16 protein-coding genes are annotated in these 20,279 nt (G+C 56.8%); 4 read left to right on the top strand and 12 right to left on the bottom strand.

The features are described from left to right. Window positions 1-15: 15 nt before the first annotated feature. Together AC4OVS_RS06090 and AC4OVS_RS06085 are read right to left on the bottom strand one after the other, a co-directional pair. Window positions 16-996, bottom strand: a complete 981-nt coding sequence (locus AC4OVS_RS06090; protein ID WP_250116260.1) for a nickel/cobalt transporter — start codon at window positions 994-996, stop codon at window positions 16-18. Next, entirely contained in the window at window positions 987-1,625 is a 639-nt protein-coding gene (locus tag AC4OVS_RS06085; RefSeq protein ID WP_022649022.1) for a DUF1007 family protein, read from the bottom strand. The genes AC4OVS_RS06090 and AC4OVS_RS06085 overlap by 10 nt, the downstream gene beginning before the upstream one ends. A gap of 125 nt (window positions 1,626-1,750) precedes the next feature. Here AC4OVS_RS06085 and csiE point away from each other — a divergent pair, with 125 nt between their 5' ends. Next, a complete protein-coding gene (csiE, locus tag AC4OVS_RS06080; protein WP_032623757.1) occupies window positions 1,751-3,028 on the top strand; it encodes a stationary phase inducible protein CsiE in 1,278 nt (425 codons plus the stop codon). On the opposite strand, the gene AC4OVS_RS06075 is transcribed toward csiE, so the two are convergent. Then, a complete protein-coding gene (locus AC4OVS_RS06075; RefSeq protein WP_063149210.1) occupies window positions 3,029-4,168 on the bottom strand; it encodes a 3-phenylpropionate MFS transporter in 1,140 nt (379 codons plus the stop codon). 172 nt (window positions 4,169-4,340) lie between these two features. On the opposite strand from AC4OVS_RS06075, the gene AC4OVS_RS06070 reads away from it, so the two are divergent. Then, window positions 4,341-4,763 carry a DoxX family protein gene (locus tag AC4OVS_RS06070; protein ID WP_038416512.1) on the top strand — a complete coding sequence of 141 codons (423 nt, stop codon included), beginning with the start codon at window positions 4,341-4,343 and terminating at the stop codon, window positions 4,761-4,763. A 53-nt stretch (window positions 4,764-4,816) separates the two neighbouring features. Here AC4OVS_RS06070 and glyA read toward each other — a convergent pair whose 3' ends face one another. Continuing rightward, on the bottom strand, window positions 4,817-6,070 hold the full coding sequence (gene glyA / locus AC4OVS_RS06065) for a serine hydroxymethyltransferase (protein ID WP_491922257.1): 1,254 nt from the start codon (window positions 6,068-6,070) through the stop codon (window positions 4,817-4,819). 304 nt (window positions 6,071-6,374) lie between these two features. Here glyA and hmpA point away from each other — a divergent pair, with 304 nt between their 5' ends. Next, on the top strand, window positions 6,375-7,565 hold the full coding sequence (gene hmpA, locus AC4OVS_RS06060) for an NO-inducible flavohemoprotein (RefSeq protein WP_032623756.1): 1,191 nt from the start codon (window positions 6,375-6,377) through the stop codon (window positions 7,563-7,565). 80 nt (window positions 7,566-7,645) lie between these two features. Here hmpA and glnB read toward each other — a convergent pair whose 3' ends face one another. The 5 genes from glnB to purL all read right to left on the bottom strand — a co-directional run bounded on the left by glnB (window position 7,646) and on the right by purL (window position 16,001). Further along, the gene (gene glnB, locus AC4OVS_RS06055; protein WP_003860685.1) at window positions 7,646-7,984 is read right to left on the bottom strand and encodes a nitrogen regulatory protein P-II; all 339 of its coding nucleotides are present in this window, start codon (window positions 7,982-7,984) and stop codon (window positions 7,646-7,648) included. A gap of 80 nt (window positions 7,985-8,064) precedes the next feature. Beyond that, the gene (glrR, locus tag AC4OVS_RS06050; protein ID WP_015572150.1) at window positions 8,065-9,402 is read right to left on the bottom strand and encodes a two-component system response regulator GlrR; all 1,338 of its coding nucleotides are present in this window, start codon (window positions 9,400-9,402) and stop codon (window positions 8,065-8,067) included. After that, window positions 9,399-10,151, bottom strand: coding sequence for a two-component system QseEF-associated lipoprotein QseG (gene qseG / locus AC4OVS_RS06045; protein ID WP_023300725.1), 753 nt, complete (start codon window positions 10,149-10,151; stop codon window positions 9,399-9,401). The genes glrR and qseG overlap by 4 nt, the downstream gene beginning before the upstream one ends. Then, a complete protein-coding gene (qseE, locus tag AC4OVS_RS06040; RefSeq protein ID WP_032622390.1) occupies window positions 10,148-11,581 on the bottom strand; it encodes a two component system sensor histidine kinase QseE/GlrK in 1,434 nt (477 codons plus the stop codon). The genes qseG and qseE overlap by 4 nt, the downstream gene beginning before the upstream one ends. Before the next feature lie 532 nt (window positions 11,582-12,113). Continuing rightward, window positions 12,114-16,001, bottom strand: a complete 3,888-nt coding sequence (purL, locus tag AC4OVS_RS06035; RefSeq protein ID WP_048966847.1) for a phosphoribosylformylglycinamidine synthase — start codon at window positions 15,999-16,001, stop codon at window positions 12,114-12,116. 267 nt (window positions 16,002-16,268) lie between these two features. On the opposite strand from purL, the gene mltF reads away from it, so the two are divergent. Beyond that, entirely contained in the window at window positions 16,269-17,819 is a 1,551-nt protein-coding gene (mltF, locus tag AC4OVS_RS06030; protein ID WP_023306718.1) for a membrane-bound lytic murein transglycosylase MltF, read from the top strand. On the opposite strand, the gene tadA is transcribed toward mltF, so the two are convergent. The 3 genes from tadA to AC4OVS_RS06015 are packed head-to-tail and all read right to left on the bottom strand — an operon-like array spanning window position 17,707 to window position 20,274. Beyond that, window positions 17,707-18,246, bottom strand: a complete 540-nt coding sequence (gene tadA, locus AC4OVS_RS06025) for a tRNA adenosine(34) deaminase TadA (RefSeq protein ID WP_022649032.1) — start codon at window positions 18,244-18,246, stop codon at window positions 17,707-17,709. The two genes, mltF and tadA, sit on opposite strands and share 113 nt — an antisense overlap. Window positions 18,247-18,270: 24 nt before the next feature. Beyond that, window positions 18,271-18,906: a phosphatidylglycerophosphatase C gene (gene yfhb / locus AC4OVS_RS06020; protein WP_022649033.1), complete on the bottom strand. Its 636-nt coding sequence runs from the start codon at window positions 18,904-18,906 to the stop codon at window positions 18,271-18,273. Between the two features lie 3 nt (window positions 18,907-18,909). Further along, window positions 18,910-20,274: a PTS transporter subunit EIIC gene (locus AC4OVS_RS06015; RefSeq protein WP_491922256.1), complete on the bottom strand. Its 1,365-nt coding sequence runs from the start codon at window positions 20,272-20,274 to the stop codon at window positions 18,910-18,912. Window positions 20,275-20,279 lie beyond the last annotated feature (5 nt).

Genomic DNA, 20,279 nt, shown 5'->3' with positions numbered 1-20,279 from the left:
ACTCCTCAGGTATGGCTAAAAAGGCCGCAACCCCCTTCCCACCGGCACCGCACTTATCCACATCGTGACCGCAGCCACCAGCAGAATCACCCCGCCCGCCAGCGCAAGCGTCGTCCAGCCAACCTGTCGCCACAATACCGGCGTTTTATTGCCGCTGAGTTTTACCGCCAGCTGACGGAAGCTGTGCACCAGCAAGGCTAACGAAGAGATAGTCAGAGATGTTCCCGCCGCCATCGCCAGCGCCGAGATCATGCCCCAGCCAAATACACCTATCACTTTGCTGAACAACAGCACCATGATTGCGCCCGAGCACGGACGCATCCCCATTGAGAGAACAATCATCAGGCGCGCACGCCAGTCGTCACCATTCTGTAATTGTTCCTGCGTCGGCAGATGCTGATGCCCGCACCCGCAGTTTTCATGGTGAAGGTGATGCGGCGCAAAGATTTTGAATTTTGGTTTTTGCAGCAACGCGCGCAATTTTTTCAGCGCCCTCAGGCAGAGGATCAGCCCCAGCACGCCTACCAGCGCGTAACTTCCCTTCTCCAGCCAGAAGCTGCTCATATGCAGCTGGCGGGCCGGGAGCTGTAGCAGCGAAAGGACGACCACGACCAGCGCAATTGCCACACCGCCCTGAAGTAACGAGGAAGCCAGCGTCAGGCCGATACTCGATTTCAGCTTCGACGGATGGGTGGCAAGCCAGGTCGTGATGACGATTTTGCCGTGCCCCGGCCCCAGGGCATGCAGCACGCCATAGATAAAGCTGAACGCCAGAAGAGAGCCGCCCGCTTTGGACGGATTTTCCGCCACGGCTTTCAGCAGCCCGCTCATCTGCTGATTAACTTCCCGCTGCCAGAGGATACTTTTCATCATCACCTGCGGCCATGCCTGCCACAGCCAGAGCGCGCCGCCAGACGCTAACAGCAAAAAGAGCGCCAGAGGCCAGAGGTGCAGCCAGCGACGCGGCTTACTGACGGGGGAGGAGATCACTGACATTGTAACGTCACCTCCTGCGCAAACTGTTTTCCTAATTCCATGTCTTCTGGAGGCGCATCTTCTTTATCAAGGGAAACGGCAAAGTTCAGCGTCTCTTCACTGGGCGTCGGCGTGTGCACGGCAATTTTGCAGCTTTTTTGCAATATTTCTGGCAACTGCACGTCGCTGTCCTGGGCGTAATGCATATCGACATAGTAGGTTGGGTCAAACGTGGAAAACCTGTACTTCTGCCCGGCCAGCGGCTGAGGGTGCGCCAGCGGAAGGATAAACGTCAGCACCGCCTGATGGCCGTCGCGGGTCATACCGTACTCCGTGGGACGGTTAAGAAATTTCACCTTTTGTCCGTTGTGCCAGAACTCGGTGAAGTAGTGCTGACCCAGCACGTTGGCCATGACTTCCGCCGCCAGCTTTTTCCAGATCTCGTCGCCGGGCTTTGCGTTTCCGGCATCGTACAGCAGGTCGGCGGAGGTGATTTCATCCATCGTCCAGCGCATCTTCAGGCCGCTGAGCTGTGTGCCGTCCGTCACCAGTTCGGTTTTCAGGCTGATAAAGCTGTGAGGATGTGCGCTGGCGGCGGAGGTGATAACCGCCAAAAATAACGCTGTCACGCTTTGTTTAACTGTTTGCATCAATTCCTCACGTCAAAAATTCTGTGATGTTCGCCAGCAATCCTGAATGAAAGGCCTGCCGGCGCGCTTTTCAGCGCCCATCCTTTAGCTATTCTTATCAAACATTCACACTGGATACCCGACAGATGATGACGACGCTTGAAATTCCATCTGTGCTTTCCAGTTCGCAGCGCCGTTGCCAGGTGCTTTTGATGCTTTACCTGCCCGATGCTGCCGTCACCGCACAGAGCATAATCGCTGCCAACGGCGTGGACGACGTCCTGGCACGGCAAGATATAGCCGAGACGCGCGATGAAATCCAGCGCTATCATCGGCTTGATATCGTCACGCACCATGACGGTTGCTACCGTATTGAGGGCTCCGCCCTGAATCAGCGTTTGTGCCTGCTGCACTGGCTGCGCAGGGCGCTTCGGCTGTGTCCACATTTTGTCGCCCAACAGTTTACCCCTGCCTTAAAAACCGCGCTCAAACAGCACGGCATTGCCCGCCCGCTTTATGACGATGCGAACCTTCGGGCGCTTATCAACTTTTGCGCGCGCAAGCTTCAGCGCCAGTTTGAGTCCCGCGACGTACAGTTTTTACAGCTTTATCTGCAATATTGTCTTATTCAGCATCATCTGGGTAATACGCCGGAGTTTTCACCCGTTCAGCGCAGCTGGACGCAATCGAGAGGGGAATACTTTACGGCGCAGGAAATTGTCCGTCACTGGAAACGGCGCGTCCCGCAGGGAACGCACAGTGATGAACAGCTGTTCCTGGCGCTGCTGTTTATGATGCTCCGCACACCCGACCCGGTACTGGATAAACACCAGCAGGATCAGCGCCTGCGTCGGGCCATCGTGCGTATGATTGCCCGTTTCCGGGCGCAAACCGGGATGAACTTCAGCGATGAGCAAGGGCTGACCGATCAGCTGTATATTCATCTGGCTCAGGCGCTGGACCGCTCCTTATTTGACATCGGCATCGACAACAGTCTGCCGGAAGAGATCCACCGTCTATACCCCCGGCTGCTGCGCACCACTAAAGAGGCGCTGTTTGAGCTGGAAGCCGAATTTGGCCTGCGATTCTCCGGTGAAGAGATGGCTCTGGTGGCGGTGATTTTTGGTGCCTGGCTGATGCAGGAAACCGATCTTCATGAAAAACAGGTGGTCCTGTTAACGGGGGAAGATAAAGCCTGCGAGGAGTTAATTGAGCAGCAGCTTCGCGAGCTGACGCTGCTGCCGCTCAATATTCGTTATCTTAGCCTGGAAGCGTTTAAGAAGGAGGGCGCCCCCCGCGAGGCGGCGCTGGTTATTACGCCTTATCCAACCGCCCTGCCGCTGTTCTCGCCGCCGCTCATTCATGCCGTTGAGACCCTGAACACGCAGCAGCAGGAACATATTCGCGTTATGCTCGAATCCTAGTTACGTGCGAGCAGCGACTTTAGGGCGGATGACAATGGCCGGTAAAGCGACCAGCGCCATCACCCAGAACACACCGTGGCCCAGGTGCTGATAGAGGAAACCGGCAAATACGGTCATCACCGCAATACTGCCGCCCATCGCCACCGCTGAATAGACTGCCTGAAGACGAATAACGTCCCCACCCTCTCGCGCCGCGATATAGCGCATCGCCGCCAGATGGCAGACGGTGAAGGTTCCGCAGTGCAGAATTTGCGCCACAATCAGCCACGGCAGCTCCGTCGTCCAGCCCATGATGCCCCAGCGCGCTACGCCGCAAACGGCGGAAAGCAGCAGCAGGTCACGCGCCCCGAAACGACGGAACAGTTTTTGGCTCAGCGCGAAGATAATGACCTCCGCTACCACGCCGAGCGACCACAGGTAGCCTACCGCAGAAGCCGAGTAGCCCGCCCCCTGCCAGTAGATGGCGCTGAAGCCGTAATAGGCCGCATGCGCCCCCTGAAGCAGACAGACGCAGGCCAGGAAACGCCAGCTTTGCGCCACCAGCGAGCGCCAGGCGGGCCAGCCAGCGCTCTCCTGATGGCGGCTTTCGCCCTGCGGCATCACCGACGGACGCAGCAACATACCGAGCAGCATCGAGGCGATGCCGAGCGTTAACAGGGCCAGAATGGCGCGATAGTCATAGAGGCTGACCAGTTTCCCGACCAGCGCAGAGCCAATCACGAAGGCAATCGATCCCCACAGGCGCACGCGTCCATAGTCCATGGTGATCTGCTTTTGCCAGGTGTTCGCCAGGGCATCCGTCAGCGGCACCAGCGGGGAGAAGAACAGATTAAAGCCAACCATCACCACCATCAGCCAGGCAAACTGGTGGCTGACCCAGAAGCAGGCCGCAAAGACCAGCGTCAGGAGGGCCAGAATTCGCACCGCTTTAATCAACAGAGAGGGATCGCTGACGCGGGGTGCTATCAGCAGGCTACCCAGGAAACGTGCCACCAGCCCCGTGCCCAGCAGGATGCCGATGGTCTCAGGCGTCAGACCAATTCCCTTGAGCCAGACGCTCCAGAAAGGCAAAAAAATACCGTAACTAAAGAAATAGGTGAAATAGCTGAGCGCCAGCCAGCGCGTGGAATGCAAGACCATGAATCCCTCCCGAAATGGAGGCGATAGTCTGGCGTTAATCCCTGACTTTAGCAAGTCGTTAGCGCGCTATAAATTAACTAAAAATTAACATCATCACCAGCCGTACAGCGTATGGCGAGAGCGGTAAAACTGTATTACGTTTATAAGACATCGCCTGAAGAGGTCGTTTGCCATGAACAGCTTACGTTATTTCGATTTCGGATCCTCTCGTTCTCTCCTGCTTTTAATTGCCCGCATTGCTATCGTGGTCCTGTTTATTATTTTCGGTTATCCCAAGCTGACGGGGTTTAGCGGCACCGTTCAGTACATGACGTCGCTCGGCGCCCCCATGCCCATGCTGGCCGCGATTATTGCGGTGGTAATGGAAATCCCCGCCGCGATTCTGATCGTTCTGGGCTTTTTTACCCGCCCCCTCGCGGTGATCTTTGTCTTCTATACGCTGGGAACGGCGGTGATTGGACACCACTACTGGGATATGACGGGCGATGCGGTCCTGCCAAATATGATTAACTTCTATAAAAATGTGAGTATCGCTGGCGCCTTTATTTTGCTGGCGATAACCGGGCCGGGGGCCATCTCCCTCGACCGACGTTAGCCCATAAAAAAAGGCCGCATGAGCGGCCTTTTTCAGTTCTGAAACGCAGAGAATTATGCGTACACCGGGAAGCGTGCGCAGATGTCCAGAACTTTACCTTTAACGCGCTCGATAACCGCGTCGTCATTGATGTTGTCCAGAACGTCACACATCCAGCCCGCCAGCTCTTTCACTTGCGCTTCTTTAAAGCCACGGCGAGTTACGGCCGGAGAACCGATACGGATACCGGAAGTCACGAACGGGCTCTTCGGATCGTTTGGCACGCTGTTTTTGTTCACGGTGATGTTGGCGCGGCCGAGGGCTGCGTCAGCTTCTTTACCGGTCAGGTTCTTATCGACCAAATCCAGCAGGAACAGGTGGTTTTCAGTCCCACCGGACACCACTTTGTAACCACGATTCAGGAACACTTCCACCATCGCTTTGGCGTTTTTAGCAACCTGCTGCTGGTAAACCTTGAACTCTGGCTCCATTGCTTCTTTCAGCGCGACGGCTTTCGCGGCGATAACGTGCATCAGCGGGCCGCCCTGGGCGCTTGGGAACACGGCGGAGTTCAGCTTTTTGTACAGCTCTTCGTCACCGCCTTTCGCCAGGATCAGGCCACCGCGTGGACCCGCCAGGGTTTTGTGGGTGGTGGTGGTCACAACGTGCGCATGTGGAACCGGGTTCGGGTAAACGCCAGCGGCAATCAGACCGGCAACGTGCGCCATGTCGACGAACAGGTACGCGCCGATGCTGTCAGCGATTTCACGCATTTTTGCCCAGTCAACGATGCCGGAGTAAGCAGAGAAGCCACCGATGATCATCTTCGGCTTGTGCTCTTTGGCCTGCTTCGCCATGTCTTCGTAGTCAATTTTACCGGACTCATCAATACCGTAAGGGATGATGTTGTACAGTTTGCCAGAGAAGTTAACCGGAGAGCCGTGAGTCAGGTGGCCGCCCTGCGCCAGGTTCATACCCAGAACGGTATCGCCCGGCTGCAACAGCGCGGTGTAAACAGCGAAGTTAGCCTGAGAGCCAGAGTGCGGCTGGACGTTCGCGTAGTCAGCGCCAAAGAGTTCTTTCGCACGGTCAATCGCCAGTTGCTCAACGATATCAACGTATTCGCAACCGCCGTAGTAGCGCTTGCCCGGATAACCTTCAGCATATTTGTTGGTCAGCTGAGAACCCTGCGCCTGCATCACGCGCGGGCTGGTGTAGTTTTCGGAGGCGATCAGTTCGATGTGCTCTTCCTGACGTACTTTTTCCTGCTCCATAGCCTGCCACAGTTCGGCATCATAATCGGCAATGTTCATTTCACGCTTTAACATCCGCATCTCCTGACTCAGCTAACAAGTAAATTTTTGGCCTGAAAAGGCAGTCCTGTTGGACGACGGGCAACAGTATAACTGAATAGTTCTGCGATAACAGGTCTTGACAAACGATTTTACGCAAACGTTTACCTCCACGCCACGCAAGGGTTTGAGCAATAAAGCTCTCGCCATTTTCAACGGATTTCTTTTCAGCTTTGTGATGCATATTTTTCACGATGCAAAGAACCATTTACATTGCAGGGGTATTTTTATAAGATGCATATAAAATACATCATTAAAGTAACATCAGAAGGAAGCTGCTATGCTCGACGCCCAAACCATCGCTACCGTGAAAGCCACAATCCCCCTGCTGGTTGAAACGGGTCCTAAACTGACCGCTCATTTCTACGATCGCATGTTTGCGCATAACCCGGAGCTCAAAGAGATTTTCAACATGAGCAACCAGCGTAACGGCGATCAGCGCGAAGCGCTGTTTAACGCTATTGCCGCCTATGCCAGCAACATCGAAAACCTGCCGGCTCTGCTGCCTGCGGTGGAAAAAATCGCGCAGAAGCACACCAGCTTCCAGATCAAACCTGAGCAGTACAACATCGTGGGCAGTCACCTGCTGGCAACCCTGGACGAAATGTTCAGCCCGGGCCAGGAAGTGCTGGATGCCTGGGGTAAGGCATACGGCGTGCTGGCAAACGTGTTCATCAACCGTGAAGCGCAGATCTACAGCGAAAACGCCAGCAAGAATGGCGGCTGGGAAGGCACGCGTGCTTTCCGCATCGTTGAGAAAACCCCGCGCAGCGCACTGATCACCAGCTTTGAGTTTGAGCCGGTAGACGGCCAGCCAGTTGCCGATTACCAGCCGGGGCAGTATCTGGGCGTCTGGCTGAAGCCTGAAGGCTTCCCGCACCAGGAGATTCGCCAGTACTCCCTGACCCGCAAGCCAGACGGCAAAGGCTATCGCATTGCGGTTAAACGTGAGGAAGGCGGTCAGGTATCCAGCTGGCTGCATAACGTCGCCAGCGTGGGTGATATCGTTCATCTGGCCGCGCCAGCGGGTGATTTCTTTATGGCGGTGGAATCGGGTACCCCGGTGACGCTGATTTCCGCAGGTGTTGGTCAAACGCCAATGCTGGCGATGCTGGATACGCTGGCAAAATCAAACCACAGTGCGCAGGTTAACTGGTTCCACGCGGCCGAAAACGGTGATGTGCACGCCTTTGCAGATGAAGTGAAAGCGCTCGGAGCGGGTCTGCCACACTTTACCGCGCATACCTGGTATCGTTTACCCACGGAAGCTGACCGCGCAGCGGCACGTTTTGACAGCGAAGGCCTGATGAATTTAGGGCAGCACGAAGGGGCGTTTAGCGCACCGGGGATGCAGTTCTACGTGTGTGGGCCGGTAGCGTTTATGCAGTATGCCGCGAAGCAGCTGGTAGACCTGGGCGTGAACAAAGACAACATTCATTACGAATGTTTCGGCCCGCATAAAGTGCTGTAATCGCCCGGCGGCGCTGCGCTTGCACGGACCTGCGAAGGGTTCTGTAGGCCGGGTAAGCGCAGCGCCACCCGGCAAGAATGTTAAATCGCCGCGTCGTCTTCTTCGCCGGTACGGATACGGATCACGCGCGCCACGTCAAAGACGAAGATTTTCCCGTCGCCAATTTTACCGGTCTGCGCCGTGCGGATGATGGTATCCACACAGGTATCGACGATATCATCGCTCACCACGATCTCGATTTTCACTTTCGGCAGAAAGTCCACCATGTACTCTGCGCCACGGTAAAGCTCGGTGTGGCCCTTCTGACGACCAAAACCTTTCACTTCAGTTACGGTCATCCCGGTGATGCCTACTTCTGCCAGCGCTTCACGTACATCATCCAGTTTGAAAGGTTTAATAATCGCATCAATTTTTTTCATGGTGGGTCCTTAAACTCTTGCCAGTAAGCAGCCTCGTAATCGGTTGCTCACAGTATCATATTCAGGCGAATTTTGCGGTATTACTCTTTAAAATCGTTCGCTTCCAGCTCGTGGCGTGAGAGCAATTTATAGAACTCGGTACGGTTACGCCCGGCCATGCGCGCCGCGTGGGTCACGTTGCCTTTGGTGATTTGCAGCAGCTTGCGCAGATAGTTCAGCTCGAACTGATTTCGCGCTTCCGCAAACGTCGGTAAGGCCGTGTTTTCCCCCTCGAGCGCCTGCTCCACCAGCGCATCGCTGATCACCGGCGATGACGTCAGCGCCACGCACTGCTCAATCACGTTCACCAGCTGGCGTACGTTACCCGGCCAGCTTGCGGTCATCAGGCGTTTCATCGCATCGGTGGAGAACGCGCGCACAAATGGTTTGTGGCGGTCAGCGGCCTGGCGCAAAAGGTGATTTGCCAGCAGCGGGATATCTTCCGCACGCTCGGCCAGCGCCGGGATTTTCAGGTTGACGACATTCAGTCGATAGTAGAGATCTTCGCGGAACTCGTTGCGCGCCATCACCTTGGGTAAATCACGGTGGGTGGCGGAAATAATACGCACGTTGATATCGATATCGCGGTTGCTGCCGAGCGGACGTACTTTCCGCTCCTGCAACACGCGCAGCAATTTGACCTGCAGCGGCGCGGGCATATCGCCAATTTCATCAAGGAACAGCGTGCCCCCCTCAGCCGCCTGGAACAGCCCTTCACGGCTGCTCACCGCGCCGGTAAAGGCGCCGCGGGCATGGCCGAAGAGCTCTGATTCGAGCAGCTGTTCCGGCAACGCGCCACAGTTAATGGCAATAAAAGCATTTTTACTGCGCGGGCTGGCGTTGTGGATCGCCTGGGCGAGGATCTCTTTCCCGGTCCCGCTCTGGCCGTTGATCAGCACGCTAACATCGGATTGCGCCACCATCCGCGCCTGTTCCAGCAGGCGCAGCATTACAGGGCTACGCGTCACGATGGATTCACGCCAGGCGTCGTCGCCGGATGGCGCCGCGTGCTCAAGGGCGCTGTCGATCGCTTTATAGAGGGCGTCTTTATCCACCGGTTTGGTGAGGAAGCTGAATACCCCCTGCTGCGTCGCGGCCACCGCATCAGGAATAGATCCGTGAGCGGTGAGGATAATCACCGGCATCCCGGGCTGCTGCTTCTGGATCTCCGTGAACAGTTGCAGGCCATCCATTTCATCCATGCGCAAATCGCTGATCACCAGATCGATTTTCTCACGGCTGAGCACCTTCAGCCCCTCCTGCCCGCTTTCAGCGGTGACCACGCTGTAGCCTTCGCTGACCAGACGCATTCCCAGCAGCTTTAACAGCCCGGGATCGTCATCCACCAGTAACAGATGGGCAGGTTTACGGCTTGTCATGGCTTCACATCCTCTTGTTTCGGCATCTCACTGTCTGGCGTCGTGGCAGAGTTGCCTTTCGACCCATCGGGCAGATAGCTGCCTGCCGGCTTACGCGTCGAGAGCTGTCTTTCGATATCGGTCAGATTTTCGAGCTTGCGGGTGGTGGTTTCCAGCTGCTCGCGCAGCGACTCCTGCTGCTGGCGAAGCGCATCAAGCTCGCTGTCGCTTGACTGCTGCAATTTGCTGTAGCGGAAACGCTCTTCAGACAGCTGTAATTGCAGGGTTTGTCCGTCCCGCCAGAGCTGATAGACCGGGCGCACCTGCGGGGGAATATTGATCACGTAAGTATCCAGCCGCGTCACGTTGGCGCGGCGTTCGACAGGCGTGATTCTGGCATCCGCCATCACGATCCCGCGTTTAAATGCGTCCTGCCAGGTATCGTCCACCAGCATCGCCGCCTGGGCACGGGCCTCGGCGGGCGCCAGCCGCTGGGCGCAGTCTATTCCGCGCAGCCAGAACAGCGGATTGGATTCAACATCTCGCCCCGACAGGCTCCAGATATCATCGCAACGTGTCGAAAGGAAATCAGCCAGCTGTTTTTGCGGCCATTTATCTTCCTGTTTGTGGCTAATTGCACTTTTCGGTGCATGGGTTACACAGCCTGCCAGCAGTAAGCAGGGCAGGCTGAGGCGCACATTTTTGCTGGAAAACACCGCGCGCAGTGCGCGGTAAAAGACGTGTGACATACTCACCAGGTTGTTATTCATTTCATTGATTTTTCCGGCTCAAGAGGCAGTTCGATACGAAAACAGACATCGGCGCGTTCATCACTCACGATGTTAAGCTCACCCTGCATGCGTCGTATGCAGTCGCGGGCAATACTCAGCCCCAGACCACTTCCTTTTACCGCACCTTTTCGCTGATGACTCCCCTGGAAGAAGGGTTCAAAGATCATCGTTTTTTCATCATCCGGAATCGGGCTTCCGGTATTCGCTACGTCAATAAATACCCGCGAACCGTTGTTATTGCTTCTGATATAAATGGTACCGGATTCAGTACCATAGTGCACCGCATTGGAATAAAGATTATCCAGTACGCTCATTAACAGCATCGGTTCTGCAAGACAGGCTGGCGCGTTGAGTTCCACCTGGGTATGCATCATTTTAGCTCTTGCTGGCAGGCTATGGGCGGAGATCACCATGTCCACCAGCGGTTCAATCTCAACGCTTTCAAGCACCACAGCACCATCCGCCAGCTTGCGGTTATAGTCCAGCAGTTGTTCAATAAGCTTTTGTAAATTGCGGCTGCTGGCATCCAGAATCGCCACGATCTCTTTTTGCTCAGGGGTTAACGGCCCCGCCACTTCGTCGGCCAGCAGTTCCGTACCTTCACGCATGCTGGCCAGCGGCGTTTTGAGTTCGTGTGAGATATGGCGCAGGAACTGGTGGCGCTGCGATTCCAGCCATGCCAGGCGCTCTGAAAGCCAGATGATGCGTTGACCGACCGAGCGCAGCTCGCGCGGGCCTTTAAAAACGACCGTATCCCCGAGAGATTTACCCTCCCCCAGGCGGTTAATCATCCGCTGGATCCCCTTCACGGGGCCGATGATCATGCGGGTAAAGAGCAGCACCAGCCCCAGGCTGACGAGGAACAGCACCAGCGCCTGCCAGCCGAAGAACTGGCCGCGCTCGGCAATCTCCTGCTGGAGCTGCTGACCACGGGAAAAGATAACCGTACGGGTGGACTGAACCATCTCCGTATTGGCGTTCGCGAAGGCTTCAAGTCGGGCGGCGGCGGCGGCATCAGGACCGCTGTTTTTGCACTGGAGCTGCGCCAGATCGTTCAGATCCTGACGCAGCGCCTGATAGAGTTTGTCATCTGGCAGCACCCCGGCGTGGGCGTCCAGCATTTCGCTGTAGCGTTTACGCTGGTTCTGATAGACCCTCTCCAGCGTGCGATCGTCCAGCACGCAGTACTGGCGATAGCTACGCTCCATCTCAAGCGCGGCGTTGGTCATCGCCTCGCTACGGCGAGCATCAATAAGCGTGGTGCGGTTAGTCAGGGCCGCCTGTGCACTTAACGCGTTCAGGCTTTGCCAGGCCTGCCAGGCCAGAACCAGCAAAGGTAGCAGGATCAGCAGGAAGGCCATCATAACGAGCTGTCGCAGGGAGCGAGGGAAAGCGGGCCAGCGTTTCAACACATTACTCTCTTCATCCGGGTTTGAGGAGAGCGTAACTGAGTCTGCCCTTCAGATACAACAAAGCCGGGTAAAAACCCGGCTTTGTCATGGAATAAGGCGGTGCCTAACTCGACGTTTCGCCCTGGCCTGATAAAGCATTGCAATAATCAGTAGTTGGACGGCAGGCACCTTTTTGTGCGTCATTCGAAGTTTATGTAGCACGTCCCGAAGGGGCTGACATAACAAGGTGAATGAGCCACTGGTTACTATTATGCAACACGCGTGCCAGATTGCAAAAATTAATGCTATCCTTATGATTAGTAATATTTTTATTATCAAAACGTATTGATTGTTACGTGAATGATTTCCAGGCTAAGTGTCGCTATTAAGCAACACCTTAACGGGAACCTGTCCTGCCGCATATAAATCAACAGGTTAAATGTCTCCTTTTGGAGACACTCAGACCAGAGAGTTGTCGCGATTTTGCGACAGAGACAAAAAAGCCCGGTGGCGCTCGCGCTTACCGGGCCTACAGTCAGAGCGTTGAAACTTAACCTAGTTGTTTACGTGCGTTGCGGAAAATGCGCATCCACGGGCTGTCCTCGCCCCAGTTTTCCGGGTGCCAGGAGTTGCTCACGGTACGGAAGACACGCTCCGGGTGCGGCATCATAATCGTCACCCGACCGCTTTCGCTGGTGACCGCGGTAATGCCATTTGCCGAACCGTTCGGGTTAGCCGGATAGGTTTCGGTGACCTTGCCAAAGTTATCAACAAAGCGCAGCGCCACCAGTCCTTTGCTTTCAAGCTGAGCCAGGTGCGCCGCATCACGGACTTCAACCTGACCTTCACCGTGCGAAACCGCGATTGGCATCTGCGAACCGACCATCCCCTGCAACAGCAGAGACGGGCTTTGGGTTACTTCTACCAGGCTGAAGCGCGCTTCAAAGCGGTCAGACTGGTTACGCACAAAGCGCGGCCAGGCTTCGCTGCCCGGGATCAGCTCGCGCAGGTTAGACATCATCTGGCAGCCGTTACACACCCCCAGCGCCAGCGTCTGCGGACGGTGGAAGAAGGTTTCAAACTCGTCACGTACGCGGCTGTTGAACAGGATGGACTTCGCCCAGCCTTCGCCCGCGCCCAGCACGTCACCGTAGGAGAACCCCCCGCAGGCTACCAGTGCCTGGAAATCATCCAGCCCGGTACGCCCTGCCAGCAGGTCGCTCATGTGGACGTCGATGGCGTCAAAGCCCGCCCGGTGGAAGGCCGCTGCCATCTCAACGTGGGAGTTAACGCCCTGTTCGCGCAACACGGCCACTTTAGGACGCGCACCGGTCGCAATGTACGGCGCGGCAATGTCTTCGTTGATGTCGAAGGTGAGCTTCACGTTCAGGCCAGGATCGTTGTCGTTCGCCTTCGCGTTATGCTCCTGATCGGCACATTCCGGGTTGTCACGCAGGCGCTGCATCTGCCAGGTGGTTTCCGCCCACCACATACGCAACGTGGTGCGGCTTTCGCTGAACACCGGGTGGCCGTCGGCTTCAATCACGAAACGGTCGCCCTGCACCGCTTTACCGAGATAGTGCACGCAGTCTGCCAGACCGTGCTGCGCCAGAATCGCTTCCACCGCGTCGCGATCTGCGGCGCGTACCTGAATGACGGCACCCAGCTCTTCGTTAAACAGCGCCGCCAGGCGGTCTTCACCAAGCGTTGCAATGTTTGCTTCAACGCCGCAGTGGCCGGTGAAGGCCATCTCTGCCAGCGTCACCAGCAGGCCGCCATCGGAACGATCGTGGTAGGCCAGCAGCTTACGCTGCGCCACCAGCGCCTGAATTGCGTCGTAGAAGCCTTTCAACTGTGCGACGTCCCGCACGTCGGCTGGCTTTTCGCCGAGCTGGCGATAAACCTGTGCCAGCGCGGTGGCACCCAGCGCGTTATGGCCTTTGCCGAGGTCAATCAGCAGCAGGGCGTTATCTTCAGTGGAAAGCTGCGGCGTAACGGTATGACGCACGTCTTCCACGCGCGCAAACGCGGTGATCACCAGCGACAGCGGCGAAGTCATCTCGCGCTGCTCGCTGCCTTCCTGCCAGCGGGTTTTCATCGACATGGAGTCTTTACCCACCGGAATGGTCAGGCCGAGCGCAGGACACAGCTCTTCACCCACCGCTTTTACCGCTTCGTACAGGCCCGCGTCTTCGCCAGGGTGACCGGCAGCGGCCATCCAGTTCGCGGAAAGTTTGATGCGTTTGATGTCGCCAATCTGCGTCGCGGCGATATTGGTCAGCGCTTCACCGACCGCCAGACGGGCAGAAGCGGCGAAGTCCAGCAGAGCCACCGGGGTGCGTTCACCCAGCGCCATCGCTTCGCCGTAGTAGCTGTCGAGGCTCGCGGTGGTCACGGCGCAGTTAGCGACCGGGATCTGCCACGGGCCGACCATCTGATCGCGTGACACCATACCGGTCACGGTACGGTCGCCGATGGTGACCAGGAAGGTTTTCTCCGCCACCGCAGGCAGGTGCAGCACGCGGTTAACCGCTTCCGCCACAATAATGCCCTGACGATCCAGCGCTTTACCCGCCGCTTTGCGGGTTGTAACGTCGCGGGTCATCTTCGGCGTTTTGCCGAGAAGCACGTCGAGCGGCAGATCGATCGGCTGGTTGTCGAAATGGGTATCACTGAGAGTCAGGTGCTGCTCTTCGGTCGCTTCACCGATGACGGCATACGGCGCGCGCTCGCGGCGGCACAGCTCGTCAAACAGCGGCAGCTGATCGGCAGCAACCGCCAGCACGTAGCGCTCCTGGGATTCGTTACACCAGATTTCCAGCGGGCTCATGCCTGGCTCATCGCTCAGGATATCGCGCAGGTTGAAGCGCCCGCCGCGACCGCCGTCGCTCACCAGCTCAGGCATGGCGTTAGAGAGCCCACCCGCGCCCACGTCGTGGATAAACAGAATCGGGTTGGCATCGCCGAGCTGCCAGCAGCGGTCGATCACTTCCTGACAGCGGCGCTCCATTTCCGGGTTGTCGCGCTGCACGGACGCGAAGTCGAGATCCGCATCAGACTGGCCGGAAGCCATAGACGAGGCTGCACCACCGCCCAGACCAATGTTCATGGCCGGGCCGCCGAGCACGATCAGCTTCGCGCCCACGACGATCTCACCTTTTTGCACGTGATCGGCGCGAATGTTGCCGATCCCGCCCGCCAGCATAATTGGTTTGTGGTAGCCGCGCAGCTCTTCGCCGTTGTGGCTGTCCACTTTCTCTTCGTAGGTACGGAAGTAACCGTTCAGCGCCGGACGACCAAATTCATTGTTGAACGCCGCGCCGCCCAGCGGGCCTTCGGTCATGATATCCAGCGCGGTCACAATGCGCTCTGGCTTGCCGAAATCTTCTTCCCACGGCTGTTCAAAGCCCGGGATACGCAGGTTGGAAACGGAGAAACCGACCAGACCCGCTTTTGGTTTCGCGCCGCGACCGGTCGCACCTTCGTCACGGATTTCACCGCCGGAGCCGGTCGCCGCACCCGGCCACGGAGAGATGGCCGTCGGGTGGTTGTGGGTTTCCACTTTCATCAGGATATGCGCAGGCTCCTGGTGGAAGTCATAGCGCCCTGCTTCGCGGTCGGCGAAGAAGCGGCCCACCTCGGAACCTTCCATCACCGCGGCGTTGTCTTTATAGGCAGACAGCACGTGGTCAGGGGTTTGCTCCATGGTGTTTTTGATCATTTTGAACAGCGACTTCGGCTGCTGTTCGCCGTCGATAATCCAGTCGGCGTTGAAAATTTTGTGGCGGCAGTGCTCGGAGTTGGCCTGCGCGAACATATACAGTTCGATGTCGTTCGGGTTGCGATTCAGCTTAACGAATGCATCCTGAAGGTAGTCGATTTCATCTTCTGCGAGCGCCAGACCAAGACGCAGGTTTGCGTCGATCAGCGCCTGACGCCCCTGCCCCAGCAGATCCACGCTCTGTACCGGCGCAGGCTGATGGTGGGAGAACAGTTTCTGCGCATCATCCAGAGAGTCAAACACGCTCTCCATCATGCGGTCGTGCAGCTCCGCTGTCACGGCCTGCCACTGCGCGTCGCTCAGGGTTGACGCTTCCACATAGTACGCCACGCCGCGCTCCAGACGGTTAATCTGGCTCAGGCCGCAGTTGTGCGCGATGTCGGTGGCTTTGGAAGACCAGGGGGAGATGGTGCCAGGACGTGGCGTGGCGAGGATTAATTTGCCGGTCGGCGTATGGCTGCTCAGGCTTGGGCCATATTTAAGCAGACGTTCCAGCTGTACGCGCTCCTCTGCATTCAGGGGGGCATTCAGGTCAGCAAAATGGACATACTCAGCGTAAATATTGCTTACCGGAAGGTCGGCCGCCTGAAAACGTGCCAGCAGTTTATTAATACGGAAGGCAGACAGTGCAGGCGAACCACGCAGAATTTCCATCATAAGTCTCTCGTCTTCGAAGCGCCGGGGCGCTTACAGTGTGCGCAAGGGGGGAAAACGGGCGTCATTATAGAGAATCCTGAGCGCCGACGAAACCGTTTGCGTCGAAATAAAATCATCCTTTTTGTTTAACAATAGATGTGACCTGTCTCTCTAATTGGTTGCCAACTGGCGCTACTTTGCGCAAAATGCCGCTCAATCAATGGCAAACTCTACTCTTAACATGACTACAGCACACTGAGGCAACCGGCGTCGCAGAGAATTAACTAATTGAAAAAATTAAAGATTAATTATCTGCTCATCGGCATTGTTACGTTGCTGCTGGCAGTGGCCCTCTGGCCGTCTATCCCCTGGTTCGGCAAAGCCGAAAACCGTATCGCCGCCATTCAGGAGCGGGGGGAGTTGCGCGTCAGTACCCTCTCCTCTCCGCTTATATACGACGATATCAACGGTAAAACCATTGGTCTTGATTACGAACTGGCACAGCTGTTTGCGGACTATCTGGGCGTGAAGCTGAAAGTCACCGTGCGGCAGAACATCAACCAGCTGTTTGATGATTTAGACCATGACCGTGCCGATATTCTCGCCGCAGGTCTGGTGTACAATAGCGAACGCAGCAAAAATTATCAGCCGGGCCCGACTTATTACTCTGTGTCGCAGCAGGTGGTTTATCGTGTGGGTAGCTTGCGCCCGCGCTCACTGGCCGACATTACCGACCAGCAATTGACCATCGCGCCAGGCCATGTGGTGATTGACGATCTGCGGGCGTTGAAAGAGAACAAATACCCGAACCTCAGCTGGACGGTCGATCCTAAACTCGGCACTACCGAATTGCTGGAGCAGGTAAAAGATAAAAAGCTGGCCTATACCATTGCTGATTCGGTGGCGATCAGCCTTTTCCAGCGCGTTCATCCTGAAATCGCCGTGGCGCTGGATGTGACCGATGAACAGCCGGTAACCTGGTTTACCCAGTTAGACGACGATCAAACCGTCTCTGCGGCTATGCTCGATTTCTTTAATTCCATCAATGAAGACGGCACCCTGGCGCGTCTGGAAGAGAAATATCTCGGTCACGGTGACGATTTTGATTACGTTGACACCCGCTCCTTCCTGCGCGCGGTGGATAGCGTGCTGCCGGACCTGCAACCGCTGTTCGAGAAGTACGCTCAGGAGATTGACTGGAAGTTACTGGCGGCAATTTCCTACCAGGAATCGCACTGGGATGCTCAGGCCACCTCCCCCACGGGCGTGCGCGGGTTGATGATGCTGACCAAAAATACCGCGCAGAGCCTCGGCATTAGCGATCGAACCGATGCGGAACAGAGCATCAGCGGCGGCGCGCAATATTTACAGGATATGATGGCGAAAGTGCCGGAGACGGTCCCTGAAGGGGAGCGGATCTGGTTTGCGCTGGCCGCCTATAACATGGGTTATGCCCATATGCTCGACGCGCGGACGCTGACGGCAAAAACCAAAGGTAACCCGGACAGCTGGTCAGATGTAAAACAGCGCCTGCCGCTGCTTAGCCAGAAACAGTGGTACCAGAAGCTGACGTACGGCTATGCGCGCGGGCATGAAGCGTATGCCTACGTGGAAAATATTCGTAAGTATCAGATTAGCCTGGTGGGATATCTGCTGGAGAAAGAAAAAGAGGCGGCCGAGGCGCAACAGCTGGCTGAAAGCTATCCGGTGGTCGCACCGGACGAGCTTAATCATCCTGCGGTTTCAATTCTGCCTTTTGTTGCTTTTTCTGCTGCCGACGCATTCGAAAAAAGTCACTTAACAGACCCGAACATTCTGGTGCAAGTACCCCGCCGATAGTTTTCACCTGGTGGTTCATCCCCGGATGCCCAAGCACGTCCATCAGTGAACCAGCAGCGCCCGTTTTTTCATCCCGCGCGCCAAACACCAGCGTACCGATTCGGCTATGCACCATCGCCCCGGAGCACATCACGCACGGTTCAAGGGTGACGTACAGGGTGGTATCAAGCAGACGATAGTTTTGCAGCACCAGCCCGCCCTGACGCAGCGCCATAATTTCAGCATGCGCGGTAGGATCGTGACGGCCAATCGGACGGTTCCACCCTTCACCAATTACCTGATTGTTATGGACCAGCACCGCGCCCACGGGAACTTCGCCCTCTTCCCAGGCGCGCTGAGCCAGCGCCAGCGCGTGGCGCATCCAGTATTCATGATTGTGTTCAGGGTTGGACAAGGGCTGATACTCCAGTCGAAAAGCGGGCGGCATTATACACAGCCGGTACAGATAAGACTATTCGAGTTGCTGAAGTTCGCCCAGAGGCGTGACGCGCCAGCGGTGCTGGCAAAAATAGAGCAGCGGGTTGTCCTGCTTGCTGTCGCTGTAGCCGCTGTACAGACGCAGCGGCGTACCGATGCGTTTCTCCAACTGCACCACTTTTTCATGTCCGAGGCAACGCAGGGTGAGCACCCAGCCGCCGTAGCCGCGCGCGATCTGCGTGGCGATAAGGTTTACGCGCGGCAGCCAGGGCGTATCATAATAGACCTGCTCCACCAGCGTCTGCGGGGAGCCGGTAATCAGCCAGATATCGGCATCGTTGGCGTCGAGATAGCTGGTCAGGCGCGCCTGGACCACGGGAAACGCGGCGACGTGGCCGCGAAACCAGTGGGCAAAATCCTGTTCAAGCTGCTTAAGACGCGCTTCGCTATGACCAAACGTGCATCCCCAGAGCAGCAGGCTCATCGGCCAGCGCGCTGAACGGCCTTTCACCAGTAGCGCGATGCCAATAACGGGTAAAAGGGGCAATACCAGCAACGCGTTAAGGGGCTGGCGCCGCAGCAGATAGCGCATAAAGGTGCCGAACATATCCTGCTGATGCAGCGTTCCATCCAGATCAAAAAAGACAACGCGACGCTCATGATTTGCCAAACCTTACTCCTCTGGGTCGTTGAATCCTAATAGCCCGGTAAACAGGAACCCGGCGATCACCGCTACCAGATAGCCTAACAGATAGAGCATCACTTTTCCGGTCACGATGGTTAATGCCAGCGGTAAACCGGAAATCCCGAAGGTGATAACGGTCGCCACTTTCCAGTAGCTAATCAACGCCCCGCCCACCGCGCCACCGAGACAGGCGGCCAGGAACGGCTTGCCCAGCGGCAGCGTAACGCCGAAAATCAGCGGCTCGCCGATACCGAGCAACCCGACCGGCAACGCCCCTTTAATGACCTTTTTCAGACGTGCGTTGCGGGTTTTCATCAGCACCGCGATGGCCGCGCCGACCTGCCCAACGCCCGCCATCGACAGGATCGGCAGCAGGGCGTTATAGCCGTGCGCCTGTACCAGTTCGACGTGAATCGGCACTAGCCCCTGATGCAGACCGGTCAGCACTAACGGCAGGAAGGTTCCGGACAGCACAGCCCCCACCAATAACCCACCGCGATCGATAGCCAGAGACGCGCCGTGGGCGATGGCTTCAGAGATGGCGCCGCCTAACGGTTGCAGCGCCACAATCGCCACGCTCCCGGTAATCAATGTGGTCAGCAGCGGGTTGAGGATCAGCTCAATCGAGCCTGGCAGCACCGCGCGCAGCTTTTTCTCGATCCAGCACATCAGAATGACCACCAGCAGCACGGCAATCACCCCGCCGCGGCCAGGCTGAAGCGCCTCGCCAAACAGCGTAATCTGCGCCAGCTGCGGGCTGGAGAGGATACCCGCCATAACGCCGCCCATCGCCAGCGAGCCGCCAAACACTTTGGCCGTGTTCACCCCCACCAGAATGTTCATGATGGCAAACACCGCGCTGCCGAAAATCGCCAGAATACCCAGCAGGTTCGGATACTGCGTGGCAAAATCCCCGACAATATCCGGACGCTTAAGAATATTGATAATCCCGGTGATCAGCCCCGACGCGATAAACGCCGGGATCAGCGGAATAAAGACGTTAGCCAGTTGGCGCAGCGCATCGCTCATAGGGGCTTTGTATTTGGCTTTCGCCTGCGCTTTGGTGCGTTCCGCATCGTCAAAGGCGGGAGCCGTTTCACCGCCCGTCATCAGGGCGCGCATGGCATCTACCACCTGCGCCGCTTTGCCCGGACCGACAATCAACTGGTGCTGTTGCCCCTGCTTAACGTACCCGCTCACGCCGGGAAGCTGCTTAAGGCGCGTCAAATCAAGCTGTTCGTCGTTATGCACCTCGACGCGAACACGCGTCATACAGTTCTCAAGACGCTGAATATTTTTTTCCCCACCGATCCCGAGCAGGATGTCGCTGGCGAGCGCTGCTGTTTTGTCCATACACG

The organism is Enterobacter sp. 4974935, assembly GCF_058661735.1.
The sequence above is the reverse complement of the archived record's forward strand: the minus strand, read 5'-3'. Positions and strand labels throughout refer to the sequence as shown.

Bases quoted from the DNA above. Each gene is read 5' to 3' on its own strand.
- hmpA (WP_032623756.1), top strand. From the start codon at position 6,375: ATGCTCGACGCCCAAACCATCGCTACCGTGAAAGCCACAATCCCCCTG.
- AC4OVS_RS06090 (WP_250116260.1), bottom strand. From the start codon at position 996: ATGTCAGTGATCTCCTCCCCCGTCAGTAAGCCGCGTCGCTGGCTGCAC.
- AC4OVS_RS06070 (WP_038416512.1), top strand. From the start codon at position 4,341: ATGAACAGCTTACGTTATTTCGATTTCGGATCCTCTCGTTCTCTCCTG.
- glrR (WP_015572150.1), bottom strand. From the start codon at position 9,402: ATGACAAGCCGTAAACCTGCCCATCTGTTACTGGTGGATGACGATCCC.
- purL (WP_048966847.1), bottom strand. From the start codon at position 16,001: ATGATGGAAATTCTGCGTGGTTCGCCTGCACTGTCTGCCTTCCGTATT.
- tadA (WP_022649032.1), bottom strand. From the start codon at position 18,246: ATGCCGCCCGCTTTTCGACTGGAGTATCAGCCCTTGTCCAACCCTGAA.
- AC4OVS_RS06075 (WP_063149210.1), bottom strand. From the start codon at position 4,168: ATGGTCTTGCATTCCACGCGCTGGCTGGCGCTCAGCTATTTCACCTAT.
- qseG (WP_023300725.1), bottom strand. From the start codon at position 10,151: ATGAATAACAACCTGGTGAGTATGTCACACGTCTTTTACCGCGCACTG.
- glnB (WP_003860685.1), bottom strand. From the start codon at position 7,984: ATGAAAAAAATTGATGCGATTATTAAACCTTTCAAACTGGATGATGTA.
- AC4OVS_RS06085 (WP_022649022.1), bottom strand. From the start codon at position 1,625: ATGCAAACAGTTAAACAAAGCGTGACAGCGTTATTTTTGGCGGTTATC.
- glyA (WP_491922257.1), bottom strand. From the start codon at position 6,070: ATGTTAAAGCGTGAAATGAACATTGCCGATTATGATGCCGAACTGTGG.
- csiE (WP_032623757.1), top strand. From the start codon at position 1,751: ATGATGACGACGCTTGAAATTCCATCTGTGCTTTCCAGTTCGCAGCGC.
- AC4OVS_RS06015 (WP_491922256.1), bottom strand. From the start codon at position 20,274: ATGGACAAAACAGCAGCGCTCGCCAGCGACATCCTGCTCGGGATCGGT.